Origin of the sequence: Duganella sp. S19_KUP01_CR8, assembly GCF_036688705.1 — a bacterium.
GTDB lineage: Bacteria > Pseudomonadota > Gammaproteobacteria > Burkholderiales > Burkholderiaceae_D > Rugamonas.
On record NZ_JAQQPR010000008.1, the window covers coordinates 209232 to 222226 of the forward strand.

Consider the following 12995-nt stretch of genomic DNA (forward strand, 5'->3'; position numbering starts at 1 on the left):
ATTACAAAGTTGTAATCAAAGGCCAGGATTGACGGCGGCCGGGCCAACCCCGACAATGCCGCCATGAAAGCGCTTTTAGTAGAAGATGAACAACGAATTGCCAGTTTTGTATGCACCGGCCTGCGTGAGCACGGTTTCCTGGTCGACCATTGCGAAGATGGCAACCTTGGCTATGATTACGCCCTGGCCCGCGACTACGACGTGGTCTTGCTGGACGTGATGGTGCCGGGCCGCGACGGCCTGTCCATCCTCAAGGCCATGCGGCGCGAGGGGCGCAACACGCCCGTGATCCTGCTGACCGCCCGCAACGAACTGGACGACCGACTGACCGGCCTCAACCTGGGCGCCGACGATTACCTGGCCAAGCCCTTCTATGTGGAAGAGCTGGTGGCGCGCATCCACGCCCTGCTGCGGCGCGTGAGCGGCGAACGGCAGAACGTCCTCACGCTGGGCCCGCTGCGGCTGGACCGCCTGAGCCGGGTGGCCGAGGTGGACGGCCGCGCCGTCGAGCTGACCGCGCGCGAGATCAACCTGCTGGAATACCTGATGCGCTCGCCGGGCCGGGTATATACCCGCACCCAGATCCTGGAACACGTGTGGGGCTACGATTTCGAACCGCAGACCAATATGGTGGACGTCTGCATCCAGCGCCTGCGCAAGAAGCTGGAGCTGCCCGACAGCGTGGCCATCGAAGCCGTGCGCGGCGTCGGCTACCGGTTGCGCAAGCCGGACGCTGCGGCGTGAGGGCGCGCTGGCCGCGCCTGCGCTCGTTCCGGCTGCGCATCGCCCTCGGCTCCACCCTCACCGCGCTGGCCGCCATCATCTTGCTGTACGCCATGGCCAGCTACACCATCATCCACCGGCGCGCCGACATCATCGACCGCATGCTGTCGGCCCACCTGGCCGGCCCCGGCTTCCAGGCCACGCCGCAAGCGCTGTGGCCGGCCACCGACGCCCAGCTCAACGCCAGCTTCAGCGGCTTCGCCCCGCCCGACAGCGCACCGCTGGCCCACACCCTGCTGCTGGTGGAGGATGCCGGCCGCGTCCCGCAATACCGCAGCCCGGCCTGGCGGCAGGTGTTCGGCAACGCCAGCCTGCCGCGCGGCCCCGGCCTGCACACCGTGGAGGGCGCCGGCCAGAGCTGGCGCATCGGCAGCTCGGTGCACGACTCCGTCACGATCTGGGTGGCCGTCAACCGCAGCCTGTCGGATGCCCAGGTGCGCGCCAGCCTGGTGCGTTTCGCGGCCGCCATCGCGGTGCTGGCGGTGGCCATGGGCGCGCTGGCCTGGTATCTGGCCGGACGGGCGATGCGGCCGGTGGAGCACCTGACCGGCGTCATGGTGCGGCTCAACGCAAGCGAGCTGGACCGGCGCGTCTCCGCCGCCGAGGAAGACCTGGAGTTCGCCCAGATGGTCAGCGTGTTCAACGCCATGCTGGACCGCCTGCAGCGCAGCTTCCTGCAGGCGGCGCGCTTTTCCGGCGACGCCGCCCACGAGCTGAAGACGCCGCTGACCATCCTCCAGGGCGAGCTGGAACGCGGCTTCGCCCGGGCCGGAGCCGATCCCGTGCTGGAACAGGGGCTGGCCAATATGCTGGACGAAGTACGACGCCTGGACAGCATCGTGCGCAAGCTGCTGCTGCTGGCGCGGGCCGACGCCGGCCAACTGGCCATCCCCATGTGCCCGGTCGACCTGCGCCCGACGCTGGACGAACTGGCCGAGGACATCGGCCTGCTGGACGCCGAACGCCCGCTGCGCCTGACCCTGCCCGAGCGCATCGCCGTGCGCGGCGACGCCGAGCTGCTGTGCCAGGTGTTGCAAAACCTTGTCAGTAATGCCATCAAATACGGCCTGCCGGGCGATTGGATCGCGCTGTCGGCCCGGCGCGAGGGCGAACAATGGTGCATCGACGTCGGCAACGCATCGCACGGCATCGCGCCCGAGCACCGGCACCGGCTGTTCGACCGTTTCTATCGGGCCGACCAGGCCCACCAGCGCCGGGTGCCGGGCGTAGGACTGGGTTTGTCGCTGGCGCGCGACATCGCCGTGGCCCACGGCGGCAGCCTCGTGCTGGCCGATGCGGAGCCGGGCCAGGTGCGCTTCCGCCTGAGCCTGCCGGCCGCCTGAGCCTGGCCAATCACATCAATTCAGCAAGTATGTCTTGAAATAGCCCAATACCGTCCCTATAATTGGCACTCGTTCCAAGGGAGTGCTAACAGCGCTCTCGGCCAAACTTTCCGCCTCAGCAACCTTGTTGGTGTGGCAACAAACTGTACCATTGTTAATTTAAGGAGTTTTGTATGAACCTTCGCCCTTTGAACGATCGCGTAATCGTCAAACGCCTCGACCAGGAAACCAAAACTGCGTCCGGCCTGATCATCCCTGATGCGGCCGCTGAAAAACCGGATCAAGGCGAAGTACTCGCCGTCGGCAATGGCAAGATTCTGGAAGATGGCAAAGTCCGTCCGCTGGATGTCAAAGTAGGCGACCGCGTCCTGTTCGGCAAATACGCCGGCCAAACCGTCAAAGTTGACGGTCAGGAACTGATGGTCATGCGCGAAGAAGACATCATGGCAATCGTCGTCAAGTAATTGACACGCACGTTTGCACTAATCACCTAATTCTGGAGAAACAACATGGCAGCTAAAGAAGTAATTTTCGGCGACGCAGCGCGCGCCAAAATGGTTGAAGGCGTCAACATCCTGGCCAACGCAGTCAAGGTCACGCTGGGTCCTAAAGGCCGCAACGTGGTGCTGGAACGTTCGTTCGGCGCACCTACCGTCACCAAGGACGGCGTATCGGTCGCTAAAGAAGTCGAACTGAAAGACAAGCTGCAGAACATGGGCGCGCAGATGGTCAAGGAAGTTGCTTCCCGCACCAGCGACAACGCCGGCGACGGCACCACCACCGCGACCGTGCTGGCACAAGCCATCGTGCGCGAAGGCATGAAGTTCGTTGCCGCCGGCATGAACCCAATGGACCTGAAGCGCGGCATCGACAAGGCAGTTGCTGCCACCGTCGAGCAGATCGCCATCATCGCCCGTCCATGCACCACCACCAAGGAAATCGCCCAGGTTGGTTCGATCTCCGCCAACTCGGATTCGTCGATCGGCGACCGCATCGCTGAAGCGATGGCAAAAGTCGGCAAAGAAGGCGTCATCACCGTGGAAGACGGCAAGTCGCTGAACGACGAGCTGGACATCGTTGAAGGCATGCAGTTCGACCGCGGCTACCTGTCGCCATACTTCATCAACAACCAAGAGAAGCAAGTCGCTATCCTGGACAATCCATTCGTCCTGCTGTGCGACAAGAAAATCTCGAACATCCGCGATCTGCTGCCGGTACTGGAACAAGTCGCTAAAGCCGGCCGTCCACTGCTGATCATCGCTGAAGACATCGAAGGCGAAGCACTGGCGACCCTGGTTGTGAACAACATCCGCGGCATCCTGAAAACCTGCGCAGTCAAAGCCCCAGGCTTCGGCGACCGTCGCAAGGCCATGCTGGAAGACATCGCGATCCTGACCGGCGGTCAAGTGGTTGCTGAAGAAGTCGGCATGACCCTGGAAAAAATCTCGCTGGAAGAGCTGGGCCAGGCCAAGCGCATCGAAATCGGCAAGGAAAACACCATCATCATCGACGGTGCTGGCCAAGCTGAAAGCATCGAAGGCCGCGTCAAGCAGATCCGCGTGCAGATCGAAGAAGCGACCTCGGACTACGACCGTGAAAAACTGCAAGAGCGCGTGGCCAAGCTGGCCGGCGGCGTTGCCGTGATCAAAGTCGGTGCAGCCACCGAAGTTGAAATGAAAGAGAAAAAAGCCCGCGTTGAAGATGCACTGCACGCTACCCGCGCTGCCGTGGAAGAAGGCATCGTGCCAGGCGGCGGCGTAGCCCTGCTGCGCGCCCGCGCTTCGATCACCGTCAAAGGCGACAACCCGGACCAGGACGCAGGTATCAAGATCGTTCTGCGCGCCATGGAAGAGCCACTGCGCATGATCGTGCAAAACGCCGGCGAAGAAGCTTCGGTGGTGGTTGCAGCGGTTCTGGCTGGCAAAGGTAACTACGGTTACAACGCTGCCAACGGCACCTACGGCGACATGGTTGAAATGGGCGTTCTGGATCCAGCTAAAGTCACCCGTTCGGCACTGCAAAACGCAGCATCGATCGCTGGCCTGATGCTGACCACCGACTGCATGATCGCTGAAGTCAGCGACGACAAAGCTGGCGGCGGCATGGGCGGCATGGGTGGTATGGGCGGCATGGGCGGTATGGACGGCATGATGTAATTGCCGGCATAAGTCTCGCTGTACAGAAAAGCCAGCTTCTTCGGAAGCTGGCTTTTTTTACGTCGGCACGATTGAAAAGTTAACGTTGATCTAAAGGCAATCCCTGCCTACAATCGATGTTCTTCAACTTTCTTCAGACGGGACCGCCATGCGTGCTTATCGCCTCCTTCCATTGCTGCTTTGCGCCGGCTTCGCTCATGCCCAAATGCCGGCCCAGGACACCGTCAAGGGCGGCAAGGATCATCCGCTGCTGTCGCGCTTTGAAGGTTCGAAGATGGTCGGCTACGGCCTCAAGGAATTTGACGAGGTGATGCTGCCCGCAGGCAAACGCGTCGAGAACAAGGGCGGACAGATGGCGTTCGACAGCACGCTGCTGTTGGAAGGAAAATACACCCGCATGGCCTATAACTTCCCGCGCGAACGCTCGGCGCTGGAGGTGATGCGCAACTACCAGGCGGCACTGGAAAAGGCCGGCCTGAAAACCGTGTTCGCCTGCGCCAAGGATACTTGCGGCAAGAACTTCGGCGAGTTCTTCCTCGAAAAACGCGTCGGCGATCATTTCATCCAGGGCGCAGAAGCCAGCTGGGATCCATTCAACTACGGCCGCAACGACGAGCGCTACCTGCTGGCCAAAGGCACGCGCCCGGACGGCTCGCTGGTCCACGTGGGCGTGTATTCGGTGGCGCCGGTGCAGGACAAGCTGGGCGGCATCTACGTCGAGATCGTCGAAGCCAAGGCGATGGAAGGCGGCAAGGTGTCGGTCAACCTGAACGCGGCCGACATGGCCAAGGGTATCGCGGCCGATGGCAAGGTGGCGGTGTACGGCGTCTTCTTCGACACCGACAAGACCGACGTCAAGCCGGAATCCAAGGACGCGCTGGCCGAGATGGCCAAGCTGTTGCAGCAGGATGGCAAGCTGAAGCTGTACGTGGTCGGCCACACCGACAGCCAGGGCGCGCTGGCGCACAACCTGGAGCTGTCGCAGAAACGGGCGGAGTCGGTGATCAAGGTGCTGGCGGCGGACTACAAGGTCGACGCCAAACGGCTGAGCGCCAAGGGCGTGGCCTCCTACGCGCCGGCGGCCTCGAACGATGCCGAGGCCGGACGCGAGAAGAATCGCCGGGTCGAGCTGGTCAAGCAATAAGCCGGCTAGGCGTCGCGGTACTCCGCTTCCAGTTCCTCGCGGCGCGGGGTGTCGGCGATGTGCAGGATCAGCGTCTCGCGCAGCTCGTGCGCGGGATGCGTGGCGCGGTGCCGGGCGTACCAGAACGCTTCGCTCAGCTCTTCGTCCTCGTGCGCGGTGGTGATCAGCAACTGTTCGTCCGGCACGTCTTCATAGTTGACGGCTTCCAGGCTGGCGTCTTCAATCGCCTCGCGCCAAGCCTCGCACTCCTTGCCCCATGCGAGCGCCAGCGCGCAGCCGGACTCCACCAGCCAGCGGCTGGTTTCCCACATCGTCATCTCCGCCACGTCGGCCTCGACGACCAGCATGGCTTTGAAGTGGGACATGCCTTCCAGCGCGGGAAGATCGCTGTCCGGGGTGAGGTGTAAATAACGGATGACTGGCTTCTGCATGATGGGACCATAGATATCGAATCCCGGATTCTAACAGGGAGGAGAGCGCCCCTCCCTGCCCTCACTGCTTAAAACGGATCAAGCGCGATGGTGAACTTGCCGCTCGCATCGAGCGCGCCCATCGTATAGCCCTGCCAGCCCGGATACGCCTGCGGCTCCCAATAGAACACGCCCAGCCCGTTCGAGCCCAGCGCCTTGGTCTTGGTCAGCAAATCGGCCAGCATGGCTTTGCTGGTCGCGGCCTGGGTCCAGTCCAGCCCCACTTCCGTCACCATCACCGGCTTGGCGTAGCGCGACACCATGTCCCACATATTGGTCGAGATCTTGTTGTTGTAGTTGGCCCAGTCCGACGCCGGCGGATAATGCGACATGCCGATCACGTCCCACTTGGCGCCGGCCGTCTTGACGCCGTCGAAGAACCAGCGGAACACGGCGTTGTCGTAGCCGTTGGCCAGGTGCAGGATCACCTTGGCGTCTGGATAGACGGCCTTGGTGGCGTTGTAGCCGCTGTTGATCAGCCCGGCCAGGTTGGCGAAGCTGGTGGTCTTCCCTTCCGGCCACAGCATGCCGCTGTTGATCTCGTTGCCGACCTGTACCCACTCGACCGTGATGCCATTGGTCTTCAGGTAGCTGAGGATGCCCTGCGTGTGGCTGTAGACGTCGTTGTTGAGTTGCGCCAGCGTGTGGCTGGCCCAGGCGGCGGGCTTGGTCTGCTGGCCGGGATCGGCCCAGCCGTCGCTGTAGTGGAAGTCGATCATGATGCGCTGGCCTTGCGCGGCGGCGCGCTTGGCTTTGTACAGCACGTCGGCGCCGTTGTTCCAGCCGCCGCTGGGGTTGACCCACACGCGCAGCCGGATCGAGTTCACCTGCAAGTTCTTCAACAGCACGAACGGATCGGTCTTGACGCCGCTGCTGTTGTAGAACGAATAGCCGCTGGACTCCTGCTGGCTGACCCAGCCGACATCGGCGCCGTTGGCGAAGGTGGCGGACTGCGCGCCCAGGCTGAACGCCAGGCCGCAGAATGCGAACAGCAAATTCTTGAGCTTCATTATTTTGTCTCCAGTTTTTTATAGTTTGAATGACACTCACTGCCGACCACGTGTGCGCACCTCCCCCTGCCGCGTCGCGCGGCATCTGAAAAAAACCGATGACGATGAGTGCTGCGGCTAGCCGAAGCGCGCGGCCGGCACGCCGGCCACGTCCAGCCGCACGGCGAACAGGCCGCCGGTCAGCGGGAACTGCTGCAACTGCTCCGGCGTGTTGCCCTCGCAGGCGGTGGTGATGTACAGCGTCTTCAGGTCGGCGCCGCCGAAGGTGCACGAGGCGGGATGGAGCGCCGGCACATGGATGGTGTCGAGCAGTGCGCCATCGGCCGAGTAACGGCAGACGCGGGCGCCGCCCCACTGCGCGATCCAGACGCAGCCTTCGCTGTCGACCGTCATGCCGTCCGGCGAACCTTCGCCGTCGCCGAACTGGCGCCACAGGCGGCGCTCGCCCAGCGTGCCGTCGGCCGCCAGCGGATAGGTGTAGGTGCGGCCTTCAAAGCTGTCGGTGTGGTACATGGTGGCGCCGTCCAGGCTGAAGGCCGGGCCGTTGCAGATGTGATAGCCCTGGTCCGCCACCGTCAGCGTCAGGTCGGTATCGAGCCGGAACAGCCGGCCGATGGTCTGCTCGTAATCGGTGTTGTGCATGGAACCGGCCCAGAGGCGGCCGGCGCTGTCGACCTTGGCGTCGTTCATGCGCTCGGCGCTGCCGGCCGCGAACGGACGCGCCAGGTATTCGATGCGCAGTTCCGGTTCCAGCCACACGCGGGCGATGCCGTCGCGCAGGCCGGCCATGAAACCGTCGCCGTCGCGGCGCGCGACCAGCCAGCAGATGTAGTCGGGCATGGTCCAGCTGTGGCGCTGGCCGTCGCCGGCATCCAGCGCGTGCAGCAGCTGGTTTTTCAGGTCGACGAAATACAGGCGATTTTGCTCCGCCACCCACAGCGGACCTTCGCCCAGTTCAGCGCCGGCTTCCCAGATACATTGCACGTCATGCTTGCTCATCAGTTTCACTCCGAGTGTCGAATCCGCCATCATAAGGCTTAAGCGGTCAAAGCGCGCCACCTGCTCACATAGGCCGCCGCCCGCTGGCCCAGTTCATCCAGGCCGACGCCCGGCGTGTACAGCTGGCCGCCGATGCCGAAGCCGGTGGCGCCGGCGCGCACCCAGCCTTCCATATTGTCGGGCGTGATGCCGCCGACCGGCCACATCGGCGTGCCGGCGGGCACGACGCTGTTGAACGCCTTCAAGCCATTGTGGCCGACCATATCGGCCGGGAACAGTTTCAGCGCATGGGCGCCGGCGGCCAGCGCGGCAAACGCTTCGGTCGGGGTGGCGACGCCGGGCGCGCAGTACATGCCCAGATCGGCAGCGCGGCGGATCACGGCCGGATCGCAGTTCGGCGAGACCAGCAGGCGTCCGCCCGCTTCGTACACGGCCTCGACGTGGCCGACGTTGAGCATGGTGCCGCCGCCGACCAGCGTATCCGGCAGCTGCTGCTGGACCAGCGCGGCGATGCATTCGATGGCGCCGGGACGGTTGAGCGGCACTTCCAGCGCGCGGAAGCCGGCCTGGTGCAGCACCTTGCCGACCGCGACCGCCTCCGCTGGATGCAGGCCGCGCAGGATGGCGACCAGTGGAACGGTGGGGTGGGATGGAGTCATGTTCAAGCCTGGTGATTGAATTGGGAAATCGCGGCGCAGTACACGCGATGCGGATCGAGCACGTCGCACTGCAAGCCGAAGTGCTCGGCGGCCACGGCATAGCGGGCGGCCAGCGCCGTCGAGCCGATGACGGTGATGCCGGCCACGCCGCCCACCTCGGCCAGCGCGCGGGTGGCGGCGGCGAATTCGGCGCCGATCAGCAAGCCGCTGACCACGGCCGGCGCCTGCGCCTGCGGCGCGCTGCGCGAGACCACGCCGGCGCGCACGCGGAACAGGGTGTTCGACAATGGTTCGTTCAGGGCGGCCTGGTTCAGGCCGATGGCGTAGCCTTCGGCATCCGAAGCGTCGCCGCCCATCATCGCCGCCAAGGTGCCGCGGGCCGACAGCATGGCGTACAGCTCGCCGGTCATATAGGTGGACAGCGACTGGATCAAGCCGTCGCGCAGCAGCACCCACTTGCTGTGAGTGCCGGGCAGCACCAGCCAGCCGTCGCGATGGCCGAGCGCCACCGCGCCCAGCAACTGGGTTTCCTCGCCGCGCATGACATCGACGGCGGCGCCATTGCGGTAGCAGTAACCGGGAACGATGCGGCAGCGGCCGGCCCAGTCGGCGTCGGTCACCGGCGCCAAGTGCTGCGGCAGGTGCTGCAAGGGCACGGCGCTGTCTAGGTAATTGACTTCCTGCCAGCCGGAGGCGCTGCCGACCATGCCGGACATGATCACCGGCACGTCGGGGCCTATGCCCATGGCGTCGAGCAGGCCGGCCAGCGAGTCGCCGAAGCGCTCGCGTCCGCCGACCGCCAGCATGCCCTGGTCATCCTCGTGTTCGGCCAGGCAGGCACCGTGTTGATCGATCAGGTAGGCGCGACGGTTGCTCGTGCCCCAGTCTATGCCCAGTATATTTTTGTCCACTACGGTATCCCTTTGACGACGCTGCCGCCATGGTACGAAAAAGAGCGCCGCGCCTCCAATGAATTATCTCGCGGGAGTAATATCAAAATAGTATAGCCAAGGCCTGTTCAGGCCGGTAAAAGTTGCCCCTTGGATGCCTTTGGTTTAGTATGACCGCAACCAACAATCCAGGCATGCACGTATATGGTATCTCGCACCCCGTCCACCCGAAATCTGTTCATTGCAGGCGCCGTCGCCGGTGTGCTGCTGCTGGGCGGGGGTGTCTATTTCGCCAACATGACGCCGGCCGAATCGCAGGTCTTGCCGGCCCAGGCCAAGCTGCCGGCCAGCGCCAGCGGCTCGGCGTCGGCATCGGCGTCGGCCAGCGCGACGGCCGCGCCGCGCGCGGCCGCCAACGTGGCGCCATCGGCCTCGGCCGAAGTTCAGCATCTGCGTAGCAAGGAACAGGCCGCTGCCGCGCTGATGGCGCTGCCGGAACTGCAAGCCTGGTCGGCCATCGTGGAAAAGAATTCCGGCGGAAAATCGCACGGAGCCCTGATCGAGTACGATCCGGCCCCGCGCAAGCTGAACGGCAAGAACTACTGGCAGTTCAGCTTTGTGGAAAACAGCAGCGATGCGGCGCAGCGCTGGGAGAGCTTCCTGGTGTCGTCAAGCGACGAGGAAATCCTGGTGGAAGACGCCAGCACCGACGAAGTCATCAGCCTGGCGCGCTGGCGCCGTGAAAAACATCCCGCCAAGCGCACCAGCATCGACGGCTAAGCGACTTTAGCTTGCGCCACCGGCGCGGCCTTGACGGCTGCGCCCACCTGCCCTATCCACAACACCGAGAACAAGGTCAGCCCGGCTGCGATCCAGCCGTTCAGGCCGTAGCCGACGATATGGCCGGCCGCATCGGTATGCAGCATCAATCCCCCCAACAGCGCGCCCACGCCGCTGCCCACTTGCTGGATCGCCGAGTTGGAGCTGAGGAAAGCGCCCCGCTTGGCCGGATCCGGCACCGTCGTCATCAAGGCCTGCATCGGAATGTTGCGGCCCGACAGAGCCATCATGAAGAACGGGAAGAACAGGATCACCGCCACCAGCGGGATCACCGGCATGTGCGTCATGAACATGATCGGCAGGATGGAGAACAACGCGATATAACGGTACACCCGCTGGGCGCCGACGCGGTCCGACCATTTGCCTATCCTGCGCGCGCTGAACAGCGTGGCCACGCCGCCGGCCAGATAGACAAAGGTGATCTCCGCCGGCTGCACGCCGATATTCTCTACCAGCACCGGCGAGATGAAGGGGATCACCAGCATGCCCGTCAACATGTTCACGCCCGACAGCAGGAAGGCCTTCAGATGGCCGCGCACGCGGTACAGGCCGATCAGATTGGGCAGCACCTCGGACAGCGGCACGCGGCGCGTCAGATGGCCGTTCAGCGATGGCAGCACGCGCCAGGCGGCGAACCAGATCAGCAGCGAAAACACCACCAGCAGATAGAACGGCGAGGCCCAGCCGTAGTGCGCGGCCAGCATCACGCCGGTCGGCACGCCGGCCACGGCGGCCAGGCTGAACGAGGTCATCACGATGCCGGTGGCGGCGCCGCGGCGCTCGGCCGGGATCAGGTCGCCGATGATGGCCATGATGATGGAAGCCAGCACGCCGCCGGTCAGGCCGGCAAAGGCGCGCGACAGCACGAGCACGTGGAAGTTGGGCGCCAGCGCGCAGGCCAGGTTCGACAAGGTGAACAGCGCGAACATCGCCAGCAGCAAGCGCTTGCGGTCGAAGCGGTCGATATACATGGAGGCCAGCAGGCCGGACAGGCCGGCGCACCAGGCGTAGGCCGACACGGCGCCGGACACGGCCGCCGGTTCGATGGAAAACGCGCGCATCAGCTGCGGCGCCAGCGGCATCATCACCATGAAGTCCATGATGACGGTGAACTGGGTCAGCGCCAGCAGCCACAGCACCAGGCGTTCACGGGCTGCGGGCAGCGGCAGCTGCAACGTCAAGGGGGAATTTGCTTGCATATTGTTGTGCTCCCTTCTGAGGGCTTATTCCAGCGCCAGGATTTCAGCGGTGGTGCGGCGCAGGATGGCGCGTATCAGCTCCAGCTTGGCGGCGCTGGGATGGTTCTCCTGGCCTTGGGCGATCACCGCGTGCTTGAGTTCATGCATGATGGTGCGCAGGTCGTCGCGCGACTCGGCCGGATCGCTCATGCGGGCGACGATGGCGTCGACGAACTGGCGGTTCTCGGCCAGGAAGGCCTCGCCTTCAGGCGTAATGGTGTGCAGCTTCTTGTTGCCGTCGGCGGTGGCGACCACATGGCCCATGTCCAGCAGCATCGACAGCAGCGGATAGATGGCGCCGGGGCTGGGCGTGTAGCCGCCGCCGGAACGCTGCTCCAGCTCCTTGATGATTTCATAGCCGTGGCGCGGTTTTTCCGCGATCAGTTGCAGCACGATGTAGCGCATGGCGCCGGCGTCGAACATTTTCGGACCACGGCCGCGGCCGCCCCCGCCGCCGCGATGATGGTGATGGTCGCCATGCATGGCGTGATGGCGGTGTTGGTGATGTAAAAATCTAAACATTTTGGTTTCCCTTCCGATATAACAAGTTAAGATATAACTTATTGAGATATATCTTAACTTGTTTGCGGAAGAGTTCAAGGATTTTTTTCATATAATTTGCGCTTGACCTTCACGCCACGTCAGAGTTCACGATGCTGCCATGCTCACAGTAAAACAACTTTCCAAACTGACCGGCGTCACCACCCGGACCCTGCACTACTACGACGAGATCGGGTTGTTGAAGCCTACGCGCGTCGGCGACAACGGCTATCGCTACTACGGCGAGGCGGCGCAGTTGCGGCTGCAGCAGATCCTGTTCTACCGGGAACTGGACGTGCCGTTGGCGGAGATCCGCAAGCTGATGGAGCGTGACGATTTCGACGTCATGGCCGCCCTGCTCAGTCACAAGGAAGCGTTGCGCAACCAGGCCGAACGGCTGCAAGGGCTGATCGCGACTGTGGACAACACCATCCTCCACCTACAAGGGAAGCAGATCATGAGCAGCGAAGGTTTATTCTCCGGCTTGAACAAGCCGCAGCAGCAGGCGTACGCACAGGAAGCGGAACAGCGCTACGACGCCGCCACGGTAAGGGCGTCGACCAAGCAATGGGGCGCTTACAGCAAGGCCAAGCAGGACGCCATCATGGCGGAAGGGAATACGGTTTATACCGATATGGTCGCGGCCATGCCGCAGGGAGCGGACAGCGCGGCGGTGCAGGCGATCGTGCAGCGCTGGCGCGATCATCTGGAATATTTCTGGCTGCCGCAGGTGGAGCAGCTGACCAGCCTGGCCGCCACCTACTCCGAAGACGCCCGCTTCAAAGCCAACTTCGACAAGATCCATCCCGAGCTGGCGACGTTCATGCTGCACGCCGTGCAGCACTACGTCAAAACCCGGGGTCAGGTCCCCCATTAGAGCATGAGCTCGGCTTTGAAGCCGAGCTCATGCTCTAATGGGGGAC

General features: G+C 63.7%; 14 protein-coding genes. 7 read left to right on the top strand and 7 right to left on the bottom strand.

Annotated elements, in window-relative coordinates:
* Positions 1-63: 63 nt before the first annotated feature.
* From V6M89_RS10815 to V6M89_RS10835, 5 genes are all read left to right on the top strand, one after another.
* Positions 64-744 carry a response regulator transcription factor gene (locus tag V6M89_RS10815; RefSeq protein WP_332853190.1) on the top strand — a complete coding sequence of 227 codons (681 nt, stop codon included), beginning with the start codon at positions 64-66 and terminating at the stop codon, positions 742-744.
* A complete protein-coding gene (locus tag V6M89_RS10820) occupies positions 741-2126 on the top strand; it encodes a sensor histidine kinase (RefSeq protein ID WP_332853191.1) in 1386 nt (461 codons plus the stop codon). Before V6M89_RS10815 ends, V6M89_RS10820 begins: the two co-directional genes overlap by 4 nt.
* Before the next feature lie 173 nt (positions 2127-2299).
* A complete protein-coding gene (gene groES / locus V6M89_RS10825) occupies positions 2300-2590 on the top strand; it encodes a co-chaperone GroES (RefSeq protein ID WP_008451606.1) in 291 nt (96 codons plus the stop codon).
* A gap of 45 nt (positions 2591-2635) precedes the next feature.
* On the top strand, positions 2636-4282 hold the full coding sequence (gene groL / locus V6M89_RS10830; RefSeq protein WP_116990559.1) for a chaperonin GroEL: 1647 nt from the start codon (positions 2636-2638) through the stop codon (positions 4280-4282).
* Between the two features lie 205 nt (positions 4283-4487).
* Positions 4488-5426, top strand: a complete 939-nt coding sequence (locus V6M89_RS10835) for an OmpA family protein (protein WP_332853192.1) — start codon at positions 4488-4490, stop codon at positions 5424-5426.
* Positions 5427-5431: 5 nt separating this feature from the next.
* Here V6M89_RS10835 and V6M89_RS10840 read toward each other — a convergent pair whose 3' ends face one another.
* From V6M89_RS10840 to V6M89_RS10860, 5 genes are all read right to left on the bottom strand, one after another.
* On the bottom strand, positions 5432-5857 hold the full coding sequence (locus tag V6M89_RS10840; protein ID WP_332853193.1) for a DUF7684 family protein: 426 nt from the start codon (positions 5855-5857) through the stop codon (positions 5432-5434).
* Between the two features lie 68 nt (positions 5858-5925).
* Positions 5926-6906, bottom strand: coding sequence for a glycoside hydrolase family 53 protein (locus tag V6M89_RS10845; protein WP_332853194.1), 981 nt, complete (start codon positions 6904-6906; stop codon positions 5926-5928).
* A 117-nt stretch (positions 6907-7023) separates the two neighbouring features.
* The gene (locus V6M89_RS10850; protein ID WP_332853195.1) at positions 7024-7905 is read right to left on the bottom strand and encodes an SMP-30/gluconolactonase/LRE family protein; all 882 of its coding nucleotides are present in this window, start codon (positions 7903-7905) and stop codon (positions 7024-7026) included.
* Between the two features lie 38 nt (positions 7906-7943).
* Positions 7944-8564 carry a 2-dehydro-3-deoxy-6-phosphogalactonate aldolase gene (locus V6M89_RS10855; RefSeq protein WP_332853196.1) on the bottom strand — a complete coding sequence of 207 codons (621 nt, stop codon included), beginning with the start codon at positions 8562-8564 and terminating at the stop codon, positions 7944-7946.
* A 2-nt stretch (positions 8565-8566) separates the two neighbouring features.
* On the bottom strand, positions 8567-9475 hold the full coding sequence (locus V6M89_RS10860) for a 2-dehydro-3-deoxygalactonokinase (protein ID WP_332853197.1): 909 nt from the start codon (positions 9473-9475) through the stop codon (positions 8567-8569).
* A gap of 183 nt (positions 9476-9658) precedes the next feature.
* Between V6M89_RS10860 and V6M89_RS10865 the strand changes: the two genes are divergently transcribed.
* Positions 9659-10234, top strand: coding sequence for a hypothetical protein (locus tag V6M89_RS10865; RefSeq protein ID WP_332853198.1), 576 nt, complete (start codon positions 9659-9661; stop codon positions 10232-10234).
* Here V6M89_RS10865 and V6M89_RS10870 read toward each other — a convergent pair.
* Both V6M89_RS10870 and V6M89_RS10875 read right to left on the bottom strand, forming a co-directional pair.
* Positions 10231-11493, bottom strand: a complete 1263-nt coding sequence (locus tag V6M89_RS10870; RefSeq protein ID WP_332853199.1) for an MFS transporter — start codon at positions 11491-11493, stop codon at positions 10231-10233. The genes V6M89_RS10865 and V6M89_RS10870 overlap by 4 nt on opposite strands.
* 24 nt (positions 11494-11517) lie before the next feature.
* On the bottom strand, positions 11518-12054 hold the full coding sequence (locus tag V6M89_RS10875; RefSeq protein WP_332853200.1) for a PadR family transcriptional regulator: 537 nt from the start codon (positions 12052-12054) through the stop codon (positions 11518-11520).
* Positions 12055-12193: 139 nt separating this feature from the next.
* On the opposite strand from V6M89_RS10875, the gene V6M89_RS10880 reads away from it, so the two are divergent.
* On the top strand, positions 12194-12949 hold the full coding sequence (locus tag V6M89_RS10880; protein WP_332853201.1) for a MerR family transcriptional regulator: 756 nt from the start codon (positions 12194-12196) through the stop codon (positions 12947-12949).
* The last annotated feature ends 46 nt before the right edge of the window (positions 12950-12995 follow it).

What these genes read in the sequence shown, in the direction of transcription:
- V6M89_RS10840 (WP_332853193.1), bottom strand. Translation starts at nt 5,857, where the DNA reads ATGCAGAAGCCAGTCATCCGTTATTTACACCTCACCCCGGACAGCGAT.
- V6M89_RS10850 (WP_332853195.1), bottom strand. Translation starts at nt 7,905, where the DNA reads ATGAGCAAGCATGACGTGCAATGTATCTGGGAAGCCGGCGCTGAACTG.
- groES (WP_008451606.1), top strand. Translation starts at nt 2,300, where the DNA reads ATGAACCTTCGCCCTTTGAACGATCGCGTAATCGTCAAACGCCTCGAC.
- V6M89_RS10835 (WP_332853192.1), top strand. Translation starts at nt 4,488, where the DNA reads ATGCCGGCCCAGGACACCGTCAAGGGCGGCAAGGATCATCCGCTGCTG.
- V6M89_RS10870 (WP_332853199.1), bottom strand. Translation starts at nt 11,493, where the DNA reads ATGCAAGCAAATTCCCCCTTGACGTTGCAGCTGCCGCTGCCCGCAGCC.
- V6M89_RS10815 (WP_332853190.1), top strand. Translation starts at nt 64, where the DNA reads ATGAAAGCGCTTTTAGTAGAAGATGAACAACGAATTGCCAGTTTTGTA.
- V6M89_RS10845 (WP_332853194.1), bottom strand. Translation starts at nt 6,906, where the DNA reads ATGAAGCTCAAGAATTTGCTGTTCGCATTCTGCGGCCTGGCGTTCAGC.
- groL (WP_116990559.1), top strand. Translation starts at nt 2,636, where the DNA reads ATGGCAGCTAAAGAAGTAATTTTCGGCGACGCAGCGCGCGCCAAAATG.
- V6M89_RS10855 (WP_332853196.1), bottom strand. Translation starts at nt 8,564, where the DNA reads ATGACTCCATCCCACCCCACCGTTCCACTGGTCGCCATCCTGCGCGGC.
- V6M89_RS10875 (WP_332853200.1), bottom strand. Translation starts at nt 12,054, where the DNA reads ATGTTTAGATTTTTACATCACCAACACCGCCATCACGCCATGCATGGC.
- V6M89_RS10880 (WP_332853201.1), top strand. Translation starts at nt 12,194, where the DNA reads ATGCTCACAGTAAAACAACTTTCCAAACTGACCGGCGTCACCACCCGG.
- V6M89_RS10865 (WP_332853198.1), top strand. Translation starts at nt 9,659, where the DNA reads ATGGTATCTCGCACCCCGTCCACCCGAAATCTGTTCATTGCAGGCGCC.